This window comes from Neobacillus niacini NBRC 15566 (assembly GCF_001591505.1).
Classification (GTDB): domain Bacteria; phylum Bacillota; class Bacilli; order Bacillales; family Cytobacillaceae; genus Neobacillus; species Neobacillus niacini.
In genome coordinates this window covers 1-14496 of sequence record NZ_BCVA01000078.1, presented here as the reverse complement: position 1 = coordinate 14496, position 14496 = coordinate 1, and the positions used below count along the sequence as shown (strand labels likewise).

Below are 14496 nucleotides of genomic sequence, written 5' to 3'. Positions count from 1 at the left end.
AATATACTTCATTTCCCTTCCTCCTAAGATATGTTTTGTTCACTTTAGCATGATTAATGTGCTAGTTGGTTGTTTTCTACAAAAGAAGATAAAACGTTACAATTTTTTCTATCAAGTTTCGTTTGCTGTAATTCCCATAATAAAACACCACCCTTCCCCTATTACAAAATGTAGTGAAAGGACGGTGCTTGGGCTTTCATTATTTATTTTCAATCAATGTAAGTTAATGTAGCAGCACCATTGTTTTAGCTGCAATTAGCATCCCTTGTTGAAGGAATGCACCCGTTAGTTAAGTTAATTCTTCACAAACTATAATTTCATAATAAAAGAGGGTAACTATAATATATTTATTTCTTAACTCAAGGCTCTAATAATAAAGAACCCTCCGAAAATGGTTCTTTTAAAATGGGGGTGATTATTGTGCGGTATATCCACCGTCAACAAGTATTGTCGCTCCTGTTGTAAAGTCATTTTCAGCTAAGAAAACAAATGCATGAGCGATTTCTTCAGGCTTTCCAAGTCTTCCGATGGGGTGTCTCGCTACAAGTCCATCATAGAACTCGCCTAAGGCTTCTTTGTTCACAAGAGCCGTTTCAATATAACCAGGAGCTACAGCGTTGACCCTGATGTTACGAGTAGCATATTGTAGAGCAGCCGCTTTTGTCATTTGAACTACTGCACCTTTTGATGCAGCATACGGAAATGCACCCGGCTCGCCTACCACTCCCAGAATAGAAGCTGTGTTCAGTACCACGCCACCGCCAGTTTTTAAAAACTCTTGAATAGCATATTTCGTGCCGAAAAAGACACCGTCCTGGTTCACTCTTATGATTTTATGGTAGTCATCATAAGACATCTCATGTACTTCCCCTAAACTGCCGATGCCTGCATTGTTCACAATGATATCTAATTTTCCGTAATGTTCTACTGTTTTAGCCACTAGGTTCTTAACAGATTCTTCATTTCCTGCATCCAGTTTAACAAACAAAACATCTAATCCATTCGTTTTTAGTTCAGATTCAACGGCTTTTCCTCCTTGTTCATTGAAATCACCGATAACGACTTTTGCACCTTTTTCTGTGAAAGCTTTTACGGTTGCTAAACCAATTCCACTTGCTCCACCTGTTACAATTGCTACTTTGCCATCTAATTTACCCATACTTTATGCCCTCCTGGAATATGTTCGTTAACCAGTTTTATAAAATGACCATTAACGTTATTATTCTGTTCAAAATGATATTCTATAACCATCTAATGATGGTTCTTTATAGAAAGATTGCATTCAAAATAAAAGTTTCAAATTACGAAGAAACATTGTTGTGGTTTAAAATTAGAATATGGTTTAGTTGAGTAAGGGACGTAAAAAAAGCACCCCAAAGGATGCTTTTAATTAATAACAACAACTTCTAAGATGTTTTGTTTTCTTCATGAACCTGATCTTACAATTGTGTGAAGTTCATCTTTTCCTAACTAGTATAAACGTCTAAAAATTTTGCATGACATTCTTGCAAACTTTTTGATATTTTCCTGCTCCAGAGTAATTGGTTTGTAGGTTTTAACCAAGTTAAGGAAGTATTGAAGTTGCTTGATTTCTTTTTTGCCCAGTAACGTTGTAACCTCTTCCTATGAAGATCGATATTACTAATAAAGTGATGGGACATTGTATTGTATATCGGTGATTTCCACCTCAAACCATCTAAACTCTTCATCTTTCTCGAACCAAGTAACATCCGATTTACTAGGTATTCGAATACCCTTAAATTCTTTAAATTCTTTATTTATTCCTCCCCAATCACTTAATACATATTTACCTTCTACTTCTCTGTATCTTTTTCCAACGAAACGGAGGATGTCGCCTTTCTCATTAAAATAAAATACACCTGAGACGGAGATCCCGTTGTTTTCCATTGTAGCTTTCGCAGAGGTCTCATCGATTTCTTCCCATTTAATATAGGGCTTTAGTGCAGCTGATGGATACCACATCATTTCAGCAAGATATCTCATCATTGTACCGGAATCCATTTCAGGACCCTTTGCATCCACAACTGGAAATAAAGAGAAGACTTTAATTTTCATTTTTCCTGTTCCTGCTTTATAAGTATCAATACCGGATAACCGCACTAAAGGTGCCATTTTGACATCAGCTATCCAGATAAATCCTGGTTCATTAATTGTAAAATACTGTTCTGCTTTGGTGGGCATCCATTTGCCATTTTTTTCAGTTCTCATTCTTCCTTGTTGTTTAAGACGAACCGTTTTAACTTCATCCTTTCCTATTACATTGGAATTAATTAACCACCTTTGAACAGGATATGGAAGGTTTTTCATGTCTTCTCTTCCAATTGTTTTTGAGCTCTCTTTATCAATATCCTCAAATAAAGCAGCAACTTGGTTTTCACCATTCTTAACAAACAAAACTCTAGCTATTCTAGGAACAACGATTAATAACAGCAGAAAAAGAATTATTAAGGCTAATACCAACTGTATCGATTTTGGCATTTTTAATCCTTCTTTCATTTTTATTTTGAATATCATAAAAAATATCAAAAATTACCAATGGAATAAAAGTGATCGAGTGATACCCATGAATAACCCGGTGGATAGGTTTAAGTTCACTTGCAAAGGAAACTTATTAGAGGAAAGAACAAGCCTTTTAAGTGGTTCTTTACTAGTTTGCATAGGGTGCTTATTCAGCTAAAGCTCCCTTTAGGACAATCAGAATTAAATTAGCCTTATTAAGGTTTTACCTAAATCATACCATTTATTAAACACCAAACCCGCTCATAAAATGAATATTTAAAGAACTATGCCGCCCTATACTAGAACAAGAAAAATGCATTTCTTTGTTCCAGTAATACACTCGATTGAAGCAATGGAAAACGAAGGTATAACAAATCTTAACTATAGGAACTGCAGGTATTCTTCAAAGGAGAACTACAACGGATAGTAGTATGACTTGGAATATAGATACGAATATTGAATTAAAAGCAAGATTGGCTATTGAGGAAAGCTAATAATGACTTTGTTTACGTGCATATGAAGGCACCGGATGTGAAAGGCAAGGATAATGAACCACATGAGAAAGTAAGGTCTATTGAGTTATTCGACCATATGGTTGGGCTCATTCGTCAGCAGTTACCTGAAAATGTGTACTTCGCATTGGCAGCCGATCATTCTACACCTTGTGAAGTTGGGGAGCATACAGGTGGACTGGGAAATATTACAGGAGGTGACTTTGTAAGAACCTAACACGGGCTATTAGGATTTGTAAAGAAGCTCCATTCACTCCCCTCAAGCAAAGAAAAGAGCCCTATAAAAGGACTCTAATAAAATACTATGCAACTTTTGGCTGTTCGCCTTTTTCATACTTCACTCTTTTTCTGCCATATTCCATTGATGGTTTTTCAAAGGCGTAATAGGCAATCCACGAAACCAGAATGGTTGCTGGGAAAGCCAAAACAATGATTAGCCAATATTGTAAGACTCCATACCATAGGTTAATAAATGACAATAAGACAATAGCATGGAACAAATACAGGCTGTAGGATATTTTGCCAAGAAACTTGAAAATACCAAATGATAAAATAGTAGAAAATACCTTCGATGAAAACGTTAGGATAATAAATATGGCTGCTCCTATCGTAATCATCCAGTCATTCATAACATATTTATGCACCGATTCATTATAAATGAAAAACCACCAAGGATAGGTATAAAACAGGATGGCAGATCCAAACAAAACCATATTTGTTAACCTACTTTTAATGTATTCTTGGATTTTTTCTCGATATTTAGCCAATAATGCCCCTACAATAAACATAGACATATAGTGTAAAGAGTCAACAAAGGAAGTGGAGTAATCCATATAATTTAATTTATATAGGACTGAAGTTTTTACATAATAACTGATGACTGAGGCTGTCAGTGCGAATCCAAGACATATCTTATAATTATATTTAATAACTAGAATCATAATGAACGGAAAGACAAGTGAAATCCTTAATTCATGTATTAAGGACCAGATTACCGGATCAAACACATAATTTTTAAAGTCTCCCAAAACAAATAGATGATGGAGTATTTGACTTAATGTGATGTCTTCTGTCCAAGCAAAATTGAACCACTTTCCTAATTCTTCAATTCCATTTCTAGAAATCGTCATTTTTAATATGATTGCAACTGTTACGGCACAAATATAAGGTATATAGATTCTAAAGAACCTTTTTACCAAAAAATCTTTATATGACCCTTGTTTATTATTTAAAAACGGTAAAGCCAACACAAAGCCACTTAAAACAAAAAACAAGATCACTGCCTCGTGTCCCGCCCAAAAAATATGAACTGGAGTAAACTTTAGGATTTTTAATAAAAGCCCATTTGGATAGTTATTGGAATTAAAAAACATTGGAATGACATTAAAAAAGTGATTTATGACTACGGTTAAGGCCGCAATTCCCCTTAAAGAGTCTAATTCTTCGAACCTTCTTACCATTTAACCAACTCCCGTAATAAGATTACCCTAAGATAATAGTAATTGGAAGTTGTATTCGTATATTATTACCTCAATATTCTTCTCAAATTAAACCTGCCCCGCTGGCTTAAGTAAGTTGTTCACACCATCATCGAAATGCCACTTATATTTCACTTTGTCGATATTTGTTAGTTTTTCGGAACTTTTGCCGAATATATTTACTGGATTTCAATTTTTGGTAAACTGACATAGTGACTTTTTTACTATTTAAGGTTCTGAACAGGAGTAATAGTGTAATGATGAGAAAAACTTGTAAGGGTACTAAAAATTTACTTATGAAAATTAATAGGTTAAGAAAAAAAATGATTTGTATCGGGATGGCCAAAGGATTATCTCATCCAGAAACACTAAAGTATAGTGAAGAATTGGACGAGTTAATATACAAATTTCAAAAGTAATTAAGGATTGATAGTTTTTCTTCTACGATCCCTTTTTATTTAGATTACTTTTTAAAATATTAGGGTTCTTTGAACAACAATATTTTGTTTTTTGTAGTACTATGTCGAAAACTGAATGGATTTACCGAGGTGCATAAATGAACGTTTTTGAAGGTATAAACTTAAACACAATGCAATTCATAGGGCCGATTATCATCTTATTTATCAATATGATACTAACTGCATTTATATTTAATTTATTATTTAGTTGGTTACCGAAAAAACTTTACAACTTTCTACTTGGACCGGCTGCTCTTTTTGGTGCGTATATATGGGCCATACCTATGAATATGGGTTTCTATGACTTATTTAAATAGTCTGCTTGGGTATATAAAAATTGACTTATTCTAAATACTCACTAGCTAGATTAGGGTTGAGGTACCTAGCCATTCCTGTTTTGGTTTTCTTTAATCCAAGTTTTTTATAAAATCCTTCATTTCCCGTTGTATTTCCCGTTGTTGAGATTAAGTGTACACACGAAATATTACTTAGTTTAGCAAGTAAATACTCCATTATTTTTTTCGCTATCCCTTGCTTTTGAAACTCTGGATGTACTAAAACGTCGTATATGGCCGCATTAAAAACTCCATCACTCATCGCTCTTCCAAATCCAACGACTCTACCATTTACAGTAACAAAAGCCAAGACATTACTTGCTTCGAATACTTTTTTAATAATCTCATTTGAATGCTTTGTCCACCCAACAGAAACATATATATCTTTCATTTCATCAAGATTTACCTTAGTAAAATCACCATGTATCTCCAAATCCATAAGCCATCCCTCCTATGCCCAATATGTGTATTCTATATTAATCTTACTTGCTTCTTCTTGAATTAATGTGCTTAGGTTAGCACAAAAAGAAAACGTAGAAAATAAGAATAGGTCTAGGAATTCTTCGAACGCTCTTAAACTTCTAGACCCAACCATAAACTCAAGAACTTTCAGGTGCTTTTTTCAATTGCTTTTTTCGAATAGCATATACTGCAACCAGCAAAAGTGGTAAAAACACTCCAATTGAAAACGAAAGGAATATACCTGTTGTCTGGTTCCAATTTTGTTGATAAACGACATTAGGATAGATCACAAGAGAAAGGACTGCGGCAATCATTCCTAATGGTACTATCAAAGGGCGGTAGTCTTTCAAATTTAATATTTGGGCAATCCCTAAAACGGAAGCATAAAAATAAATGGTTGTTTTAAAATAAAGGGCGATAATCCATAATCCAGCCATCAATGCCTCAATACGCTGTATAAAATCCCCAATATTTATTCTTTTGGCCAATTCATAGCTTGGAAAAACCTCTGCTGCCGTACTATAAGCACCTAATACTGAAACACTCAAAAATGTAAAGATAATGATAACAATTCCGCCTATTATGTATCCAATAAAAAAGGATTTACTGGCTTGTTTACGATTGTTAACATTGACAGGAAAAAACATTAATAACACGATCGCATTGACAGATGTGACTTCAATAAAAGGAAAAGTGGATTGAATGACTGTTTTAGTCCCTGCCTCAAAGATCGGCTGTACGTTTTCAAACTTGACTTCAGGTGAAATAAATAGCACTAAAAAGAAAAAAAGAACGAAGAAAACAAGGATAAATATTTCAGCAGAACGAGCAATCGTCTCTAATCCTAGATGGACTCCCATTACGATAATGATCGCCATTAAAATATTAAGAGATGCCATTGGAGTATTGGGCAACAAATGTGTGTTGAGGAATGTCCCAGAATAAAACAAAAGACTTGAGGCATAGATAAAAGACATGAATACAAACAAAAGCGAGACGCCTTTACCTAGCCATTTTCCTAAAATCATTTCGTTCATTTGTATAAAGGTAAGATGAGGAAACCATTGTGCGATTAAGCAAAATAGCCCTATCACTACTAATCCGATTACCATACCGACTATTGCTACAATCCAAGCATCATGTTTCGCTTTGGCAGCTAAACCGGATGGGACAATTAAGATGCTCGTACCAATCGTGAATAACGTGACTAAAATTAAAAATTGATAGGTACTAATTTTTGCGTTTTGCATCATTTCATACCATGGCCTCCCTTCCGTAAGAGTTCTTTTATTTCAACGAACAAACACATCATGAATCGGTTTAAACACGAAAGTTAGAAAATCCAGTGGATTAGGAATGGGTTTTCCCAACCCTAGTGCCATACTTAAACCGACCCCAATCGTAAGAAGAATGGAAAAAACCACCAACTCTTTTTTATCCTTTTTTTCCAAGAGAGGTGGAACCTCCTTCCACAGAATGGCAGCTGCAATCAAAAGAATTCCTATCACTTTCAGCATATTTTTAGTCCTTTATCTCTTCTAAGAAGGAGTTATTTACCGTACCCGTACTCAGAATTTTCAAATCCACGTTAACATTCACTGTTACGTTAGAAAACTCCTCTTCCCAATGATCTTTAATCTTATTCCACTCCTTTGGATTCGCTCGATGGATGGCTTCGCCAAACCCAAATATGTCTGTTTTATATTTTTTTTGTAATGTGTCAATCGTTTTGTTAATGATGGCTATCTTTTCTTTTTCATATATTTTCTCAAGCTCAGCAATGGTTCCCAAATCGTTAAGATCCATTTTACATTCTACCGACCCTATGTTTCCTTCCACTTTAATAGTGATGTCCACTTCCGGGTTCCCTTTTCTTATATAACCTTTAACATCAGAATGGGACTTCTCGATCGCTATTGTGGCGTCCCCTCCTTCAGGACAAGAAATTCGTCTAACTGATGTTTTTACTGAGTCTGTGACATAACTATAAGCTATGGTTTCCTCTTCCGTTAACCAGCCTACTAGTTTGTCTCCTTTAAATACGGATAAATGATCATATTGAATGGAAGCGGCAGGTGAAACCATTTCTACATTCTTTTTACTAGATCCTATTTTAGAGTTACCTATTAATTGAACCCCTGTAATGACAGCTTGTTTCCCGTCACTTATAAGATCTGCAATCAGCTCATCTAACGTAATACTTTTAGTTCCGGACCATGCTTTTTCTGACATTTGAAGACTGTTAAACATTTTATTGGCGGGTATGCTTTCTAAATTTGTTGTGGTATTCAGTATCTCACTAGGGGAGGTATCCTTCGTTACCACGACATAGAAATCCGGTCGAATTTCCCAATCCCTTGACAGTAAATCTAAGGATTCACCGATCCCCTCTTTCGCTAATTCCTCACCCATCACGAGTATTTTAAGATGTCCAGGATATATTTTTCGAGGCGAGTCCTTTGTCATTTTCCGAAAAGCCTCATAGACCGTTTCCCCTTTAGCACTGTAGAGCGTTACCTTGGTACTCCCCGTACTTCCTTTCATGGACACTTCCGAAGGTACAACCACTTGAGCGAATACTTGATATTCCTCTTCCACTTTCTCCACTCCCATCGCCAGCATGATGGCGAGTTCATTCAATTCTCGGCGGTCCCAACATCCTGTAAGAAAGAGACTGAGAATGAGGATCGCAAATAGGCACTTATTCATCACGAACTTCCCTCATCCTTCTTATTTTCTGGCGGCGCTGGTTTCGCAGCAGCTGAATGTTGCTGTCTAATCCTATTTTTTTGATTCATTAGGTGAGGTCGATTAATCATTTTCCATATAGGCAGGACAATAAACGTATCCTTTTGATCAGAAATATTAAATGGAGCGATCGGAGACATATAAGGTATGCCAAAAGAACGCAAACTGCATAAATGCAGAATAAGGGCAATTAAACCAACCATAATTCCAAAAAATCCAAATGAAGCAGCTAACGCCATAAATACAAAACGCAGGATCCTTACTGCGATGGCCATTTCGTAAGAGGGTGAAACAAAATTAGATATGGCGGTTATGGAAACAACGATAACCATCATAGCTGAAATTAAACCCGCTTCGACCGCTGCTGTACCAATAACAAATGCCCCTACAATCGACATAGCCGTACCAATGGAACGCGGCATTCTTATGCCTGCTTCCCTCAAAATTTCAAAGGTGACTTCCATAATGAGCGCTTCAACAAATGCTGGAAATGGAACACCTTCTCGCTGGGCTGCCAGACTAATGAGAAGTGCAGGTGGCAGCATGGATTGATGAAAAGTTGTAACAGCAATAAATAATGCAGGTGCAAGCAAAGAGATGATGAATGCTATAAATCGAAGGATTCGAATAAGGCTCCCAAAAACCGTACGCTCATAGTAGTCTTCTGGAGACTGGAAAAACTGAATGAATAATGCCGGAACAAGTAATACAAATGGTGTTCCATCTACTAAAATAGCTATACGCCCCTCTAGCAGTGCTGCAGCTACTACATCCGGACGTTCCGTGTTATAGATGGTAGAAAAAGGCGAATAGGTTGAATCTTGTATTAATCCCTCGATATTCCCACTTTCGAGAATTCCATCAATGTTGATTTGATCCAAACGTAAATTGACTTCTTTCACGATTTTGTCATCTGCAATGTCATGGATATAAACGATGGCAATGTCGGTTTTCGTGCGGGTTCCAATAGTCTTTGTCTCCATCCAAAGTTTGGGGTCCTTAATTTTCCGACGGATTAAAGCCGTATTGATACGCAAATTTTCGGTAAATCCTTCTCGTGGTCCTCTTACTACCGTTTGGGCCGTTGGTTCCGTTACCCCTCGCTCGGCCCATTGTCGATTGGAAATGATCAACCCTTCCGCATATCCGTCGAGTAAAATAATCGTGTCCCCCGACAAAAGACTAGTAAGAATAGCGTCAAAACTAGTTTCTTCTTTGATTTCTCCAACTGTCAAAGCCACATCTTTCAAAACACTAATAAGATTTTTTTCAGGAGATTTTTTATGTAAATCAATCTCCTTGATATCTAGCATGAGCGTTTCCAAAATAAAGTTTTGTAGTGAGGGTGTATCGGTTAATCCATCCGTATAGATCACACCCGCTTTAATGGTTCCTTCTTTTCCAAATCGAATTTCACGAATGATGATGTCTGAACTTTTCCCAAGGGTATCTTTTAGCGTTTGTATATTTTGTTGAAGACTCTTGTTTAAGCCATCTTCTGGATTGGGTTCGATCGATTGACTCCGTAAAGAGGTATGAAGATTCAACACTTTTCTATTCTTTTTCTTTAAAAACCTCATATTTTCTCTCTCTTTTAACTTCTTTATAGAAGTAAGATAATTTACTACATGATTAGCGCTACCATAGATATTAATATTACCTAATATTTACTGGTTTATTATTTTTTTCGTTCAATATAATCTCGACAATAGCCGTATTTTACGGAACCATTTATGGCATTGCTTCGTCTAAGGTTTGGAAAGAAAGAGAGGGGTTATAAATGCTTGTGGAAAAGATAGAAACTACACCACCTAATCTTTTTGATCAGTTGTCGAAAGAAGACCGACTTAGCTGGCTGATGGAAGAGTATGGGGACATGGTGGTAAGGCTTGCTTTTACTTATGTTAAACAAAGACAATTGGCTGAAGATATTTCACAGGAGGTATTTATTAGCTGTTATAAGAGTTTGGAAACCTTCCAGCACAAAGCTAGCTATAAAACCTGGCTTTATCGAATTACAGTAAATAAGTGCAAGGACTATTTTAGAAGTTGGTCATATAAAAACATCCGCTATCAGGATTTCTTTCGTTCCATTTTTCCAACTGTGGGTCATTCGGTTGAGTCGGAGATTCTTGAAGGAGAAGAAAAAGAAATCATTTTTGAACAGGTTTTAGCACTTCCTATTAAATTAAGAGAGGTTATTATCCTTCAATACTATGAAGAATTATCGGTGAATGAAATATCTGAACTGCTAGGTATTAAATCCAATACAGTTAAAACAAGGCTTCATCGGGCCAAGAATTTATTACAAAGTTCTTTGAAGGAGAGGCATTGATATGAGGGATAAATTAGAATATCCAAAAAGTTTACATATGCGTTTTGAAGACAGGCATAAGCAAAAAGTATTGGAGTCTATAAAAAATCTACCCGTAGAGAATCGTAGTAAGGGAAGTAAGATTATACTAAAAAGATGGGGCTATTCAACTTTTGCAGCCATTGTAATATTTTTGATGTTGATCGGTTCTACCCATGTTTCGTTAGCGATGGCAAAGGTTACAGCAAAGATCCCTTACTTTAGTTATTTTATCAAGCAAAAGGAATACAGAGAGGCCATACATGGAGTAATATTCAAAGTTATAAATGAAAATAATTATGAATTTAGTAATCTAGATGTTTCCGTCCCAGACAGAGAGATTAAAATTTGGCTGCTTGGTCCCAATGAAGATGTACGATCAATGAAGGCTGAAGTGATCGAGACCATTAACAGTGAATTAGTAGCACAGAACTTTGGAAAGTATGATATTGAAGTAAAAAAAGGAAAAGTACGAAAACCAATGGAATCTACTCCTGAGATAGATGAATATATTAGACAGTCATTTGAGTTAGAAGAAAAGCTAATCGACATGCTTGAGAAAAATAATTACCATCCAGCATTCCCAGTTCAAGTCCGTATCAATAGTAAGGAAAAATTTATCTATGTTGCCTTGCCAAAAACGGAAAAAAGAGTCGCGGAATTAAAAGAACAATTAAACTTGCTTACCAAGGATTATGGTAAATTTAAATATAAAATTACCAGTATCGACATGGCCGCAAGGGAACAAGAACTAAGATGGGTGCAAAATGGTATTATTGATATCATATTTGACGGATTACTTGAAAATAAGGCTTTTAAAATAGAAGGCCTTTCTTATTCCTTCCATCCACTGCCATTGCAAATTGGAGTGAGAATAGCGCTTAAGTCTACGGATCCTGAGGCAAAGGAAATTGCAGAAACGATTGAAAAGGACATTGCTGAATTTATTCAGACACATGAAATGACAGCAAATGTAAGAAATGATCCCTATGAAGTAACGGTTTATGGGAAGGATGAGAAAAAAATTAACAATGAATAAGGGTGAAGGAAAAGGACCAAAGCTGGTTCTTTTCCTTATTTATTAAAGGCAAGAGAATTTATAGTAAATATGGAAAAAGGCAACTGACCGTTGTACTGCACCCAGTTTGTTGGAGAAGATAAATGGTAATCGAATGACTATTCATATGCTTCACGATTCCTCGTTAATGATGTTACTTTTAGCTGTTTACTAACGGCGTGCCCTCTGGAAGGATATAGGTATATCCGGTATCTGCAAAGACAGCGACCTGCTCATTTAGGTTACCATTGGCTTGAAACACATATATTTTCCGTAGTCCCTTATTCGGGTCTTCCCATTGTGCTTCTTTAACAAACTGATATCCGCTGAAGCCATTTATTGTCATCACTTCTATAGCTTCTTCTTTCGTCAAGTTCAGCAGAACATTAGAAAAAGTAAAATCGTCCAATTTCCAAGTTCCATCTACTTTTTTTATCGTAATTCTTTCTGTGATAGGGCCATATAGTTCATTCTCAGGGAATATATGCTCTATGATTACTTTTTCACTAGTAGAATCGAGCATGTTAAAGCGGAGGCCGTATTCAGTAGGACCGGGAAAATACCTTGCATCACACCCGCCGTAACAATATGCCTTGGCGATTTCAAACAAGTCCGTTTTAATGAGTTGCTCTGTCGCAAATGGCTGAAAATCCTTTGACATAGAGTGATAAATTTCATCTGTTAAAACCTGGTTGACTAAATTATACTTGGTTCCGGCTTCATGATAGACCGTTCTAATTTTATCCACTAAGTCATCTATGATTACTTTCGCTTGCTCTATAGTAAGTGTAGTCTGCTCATTCGGCTCTTCTTTAGCTGGTTCTTCTTTTGTTGGTTCTTCATTGACTGGTTCTTCTTTGACTGGTGTTTTTGGTTTTTCAATGGTATCTGGTACCTTCACCACTTCTTTTTCTTTATCCTTTCCGCATGAAGCAAGCAGGAATAACAGCAGTAAACTGCTAAGCAGCAAAATCATTCTTTTCGTCATGAAATATCCCCTTTTATTTTATGATCGAAAACTTAACCACTACTTAACATCCTATTAAAATAGTACAATATTTATGCTCATTTCATTCATTACTTCTGTTAGGCTTCACCTGCGAAATGATGACCTCTCCAAAAAAACAAATTTATAAAAGATTATATCACCAATCCCTTAACTATACGGTTTCAGGAACGTGTACATACAAAAAGAGAGCTTTTTATTAAAGAAAAGCCCCCGGTAGTTGAAGAAAGAATATGGAATTAGTAAGATTGAGGTAACATTTTAATAAAGTATTTTGGGGATTCAGTAAACCCCTGTCGCATATAAAACCTATGTGCGTCTTTTCTCCTTGAATGACAATGCACTTCGATTCTATCGCAATTTCTTTTTATAGCTAAATCAGTACAATATTCTTCAATTTTACGTCCTATCCCCTTACTTCTAATGTCTTTATCAACTGCAAAATAGCTTATTCTTGCGAAATCTCCTTTTACAGCTAATTGAGGTATGAAATGAAGCGAAATTAAAGCAATAACACTTTTATCTTCTTCAAACACTAATAACACCTCATTTGGGTCCATAAGAAGTATTTCAACTTTTTCTCTTATAAAAGGTTCCACATCTGGATAGTCCAACTGTTTTAATAACAAAGAAATTTGCTTACAGTCCTCAACATTAGCTTTTCTTATCCCCATTATTCCACTCTCCAATTTTATCAACTCATTTATACCTTTAAGAAACTCTTGTCTTTTTATTCAACTAAACTCCAGTTAGTTCAATAACGGAAAGAAAAAAGGGACTGCCGAAAAACAGTCCCTTCTGTTATAAAATAAAGCACCGCAGCGGAGAAATTTCAGTGCGAAAACAATTTCCAATGCCCTTCGGAGACAACTTCGACCTCACCGTCAATCACTTTGATGGCGGTTTGATCATCAATTGCATACGACGGCCCCTGCAACCCGGCGGCCCAACTCTCTGCATTCGCCATCGTGTTATACGACAGCATCTCATGATCCAAATGCGGGAACATGGCAAAATCGACAAGTCCCAGTGTTTCATCACCACCGTTGGGTGGAGTCCAGCCAACAAAGAATTCCCCGATGCTAGGTGCCATCACCATGCTCCCAGCACTCATACCCACATAGACTGTGTTCAGTGACGGCAAGAGGTCTGCCAGCCCGGATTGCCGCATCCAATGGCACAGGTAAAGGGCGTCGCCGCCCGACACCAGCAGGACGTCCGTCTCCCGGACCAGCGGTACCCAGCGGTCTTCACCGATGCTTGGCAGCGCTGTGAGCTCCAACACGCCGACTGACTTCCAGCCCAGGTTGACCATGGGATTCTGTTCTTTCCCGCTGATGAACTCCCAGGCTTTGACACCGGGACCAACCCAGGGATGTCCGTACATAGCGGTGGGGATGCACAGGGCGTTGGAGTCAGCGATTGGCTTACCCAGCATGTCAACCAGCGCGTCATGTATGCTTTTGTTATTTACGCCTCCAGATGTAAGCAGTAATTTCATCATCACAACTCCTTGTAGGATTATTATGTATATAAAGGCGGTTAAAATTCAGTCCGAAGTTCATAC

The 14496-nt window shown here is 36.8% G+C and carries 15 protein-coding genes; 4 read left to right on the top strand and 11 right to left on the bottom strand.

All coding sequences use genetic code 11. The annotated features are described in order from the left end of the window. Positions 1–415: 415 nt before the first annotated feature. Together BANA01_RS27910 and BANA01_RS27905 are read right to left on the bottom strand one after the other, a co-directional pair. Positions 416–1159, bottom strand: coding sequence for an SDR family NAD(P)-dependent oxidoreductase (locus tag BANA01_RS27910; protein ID WP_034677000.1), 744 nt, complete (start codon positions 1157–1159; stop codon positions 416–418). Between the two features lie 482 nt (positions 1160–1641). Further along, entirely contained in the window at positions 1642–2499 is an 858-nt protein-coding gene (locus tag BANA01_RS27905) for a DUF6544 family protein (protein WP_034676998.1), read from the bottom strand. 501 nt (positions 2500–3000) lie between these two features. Between BANA01_RS27905 and BANA01_RS27900 the strand changes: the two genes are divergently transcribed. Continuing rightward, on the top strand, positions 3001–3249 hold the full coding sequence (locus tag BANA01_RS27900) for a hypothetical protein (RefSeq protein ID WP_052106438.1): 249 nt from the start codon (positions 3001–3003) through the stop codon (positions 3247–3249). An 85-nt stretch (positions 3250–3334) separates the two neighbouring features. Here BANA01_RS27900 and BANA01_RS27895 read toward each other — a convergent pair whose 3' ends face one another. Next, positions 3335–4492 (bottom strand): acyltransferase family protein, encoded by a 1158-nt coding sequence (locus tag BANA01_RS27895; protein ID WP_034676996.1) that lies wholly within the window; start codon positions 4490–4492, stop codon positions 3335–3337. 275 nt (positions 4493–4767) lie between these two features. Between BANA01_RS27895 and BANA01_RS29390 the strand changes: the two genes are divergently transcribed. After that, positions 4768–4929, top strand: coding sequence for an aspartyl-phosphate phosphatase Spo0E family protein (locus BANA01_RS29390; RefSeq protein ID WP_369689652.1), 162 nt, complete (start codon positions 4768–4770; stop codon positions 4927–4929). Between the two features lie 381 nt (positions 4930–5310). Here the strand turns inward: BANA01_RS29390 and BANA01_RS27885 are convergent, their stop codons facing one another. The 5 genes from BANA01_RS27885 to BANA01_RS27865 form a co-directional block, all read right to left on the bottom strand. Beyond that, positions 5311–5742: a GNAT family N-acetyltransferase gene (locus BANA01_RS27885; protein ID WP_034676993.1), complete on the bottom strand. Its 432-nt coding sequence runs from the start codon at positions 5740–5742 to the stop codon at positions 5311–5313. A 160-nt stretch (positions 5743–5902) separates the two neighbouring features. Then, positions 5903–7018: a GerAB/ArcD/ProY family transporter gene (locus tag BANA01_RS27880; RefSeq protein ID WP_034676991.1), complete on the bottom strand. Its 1116-nt coding sequence runs from the start codon at positions 7016–7018 to the stop codon at positions 5903–5905. A 39-nt stretch (positions 7019–7057) separates the two neighbouring features. After that, positions 7058–7282 carry a hypothetical protein gene (locus BANA01_RS27875; protein ID WP_034676989.1) on the bottom strand — a complete coding sequence of 75 codons (225 nt, stop codon included), beginning with the start codon at positions 7280–7282 and terminating at the stop codon, positions 7058–7060. 4 nt (positions 7283–7286) lie between these two features. Continuing rightward, positions 7287–8474 carry a Ger(x)C family spore germination protein gene (locus BANA01_RS27870; RefSeq protein WP_034676986.1) on the bottom strand — a complete coding sequence of 396 codons (1188 nt, stop codon included), beginning with the start codon at positions 8472–8474 and terminating at the stop codon, positions 7287–7289. After that, positions 8474–10093 (bottom strand): spore germination protein, encoded by a 1620-nt coding sequence (locus tag BANA01_RS27865; RefSeq protein WP_034676985.1) that lies wholly within the window; start codon positions 10091–10093, stop codon positions 8474–8476. Before BANA01_RS27865 ends, BANA01_RS27870 begins: the two co-directional genes overlap by 1 nt. A 200-nt stretch (positions 10094–10293) precedes the next feature. Between BANA01_RS27865 and BANA01_RS27860 the strand changes: the two genes are divergently transcribed. Beyond that, positions 10294–10848 (top strand): sigma-70 family RNA polymerase sigma factor, encoded by a 555-nt coding sequence (locus BANA01_RS27860; RefSeq protein ID WP_034676983.1) that lies wholly within the window; start codon positions 10294–10296, stop codon positions 10846–10848. A gap of 1 nt (position 10849) precedes the next feature. Then, positions 10850–11905, top strand: coding sequence for a DUF4030 domain-containing protein (locus BANA01_RS27855; RefSeq protein ID WP_034676980.1), 1056 nt, complete (start codon positions 10850–10852; stop codon positions 11903–11905). Positions 11906–12083: 178 nt separating this feature from the next. Here the strand turns inward: BANA01_RS27855 and BANA01_RS30155 are convergent, their stop codons facing one another. The 3 genes from BANA01_RS30155 to BANA01_RS27840 all read right to left on the bottom strand — a co-directional run bounded on the left by BANA01_RS30155 (position 12084) and on the right by BANA01_RS27840 (position 14430). Next, positions 12084–12911, bottom strand: a complete 828-nt coding sequence (locus BANA01_RS30155) for a hypothetical protein (protein ID WP_034676977.1) — start codon at positions 12909–12911, stop codon at positions 12084–12086. A 257-nt stretch (positions 12912–13168) separates the two neighbouring features. Beyond that, positions 13169–13603, bottom strand: coding sequence for a GNAT family N-acetyltransferase (locus tag BANA01_RS27845; RefSeq protein ID WP_034676974.1), 435 nt, complete (start codon positions 13601–13603; stop codon positions 13169–13171). A gap of 158 nt (positions 13604–13761) precedes the next feature. Continuing rightward, entirely contained in the window at positions 13762–14430 is a 669-nt protein-coding gene (locus BANA01_RS27840; RefSeq protein ID WP_034676972.1) for a Type 1 glutamine amidotransferase-like domain-containing protein, read from the bottom strand. Positions 14431–14496: the final 66 nt, after the last annotated feature.

Coding starts and splice junctions, on each gene's coding strand:
- BANA01_RS27910 (WP_034677000.1), bottom strand. CDS start 1,159: ATGGGTAAATTAGATGGCAAAGTAGCAATTGTAACAGGTGGAGCAAGT.
- BANA01_RS27905 (WP_034676998.1), bottom strand. CDS start 2,499: ATGCCAAAATCGATACAGTTGGTATTAGCCTTAATAATTCTTTTTCTG.
- BANA01_RS27895 (WP_034676996.1), bottom strand. CDS start 4,492: ATGGTAAGAAGGTTCGAAGAATTAGACTCTTTAAGGGGAATTGCGGCC.
- BANA01_RS29390 (WP_369689652.1), top strand. CDS start 4,768: ATGATGAGAAAAACTTGTAAGGGTACTAAAAATTTACTTATGAAAATT.
- BANA01_RS27885 (WP_034676993.1), bottom strand. CDS start 5,742: ATGGATTTGGAGATACATGGTGATTTTACTAAGGTAAATCTTGATGAA.
- BANA01_RS27880 (WP_034676991.1), bottom strand. CDS start 7,018: ATGATGCAAAACGCAAAAATTAGTACCTATCAATTTTTAATTTTAGTC.
- BANA01_RS27875 (WP_034676989.1), bottom strand. CDS start 7,282: ATGCTGAAAGTGATAGGAATTCTTTTGATTGCAGCTGCCATTCTGTGG.
- BANA01_RS27870 (WP_034676986.1), bottom strand. CDS start 8,474: ATGAATAAGTGCCTATTTGCGATCCTCATTCTCAGTCTCTTTCTTACA.
- BANA01_RS27865 (WP_034676985.1), bottom strand. CDS start 10,093: ATGAGGTTTTTAAAGAAAAAGAATAGAAAAGTGTTGAATCTTCATACC.
- BANA01_RS27860 (WP_034676983.1), top strand. CDS start 10,294: ATGCTTGTGGAAAAGATAGAAACTACACCACCTAATCTTTTTGATCAG.
- BANA01_RS27855 (WP_034676980.1), top strand. CDS start 10,850: ATGAGGGATAAATTAGAATATCCAAAAAGTTTACATATGCGTTTTGAA.
- BANA01_RS30155 (WP_034676977.1), bottom strand. CDS start 12,911: ATGACGAAAAGAATGATTTTGCTGCTTAGCAGTTTACTGCTGTTATTC.
- BANA01_RS27845 (WP_034676974.1), bottom strand. CDS start 13,603: ATGGGGATAAGAAAAGCTAATGTTGAGGACTGTAAGCAAATTTCTTTG.
- BANA01_RS27840 (WP_034676972.1), bottom strand. CDS start 14,430: ATGAAATTACTGCTTACATCTGGAGGCGTAAATAACAAAAGCATACAT.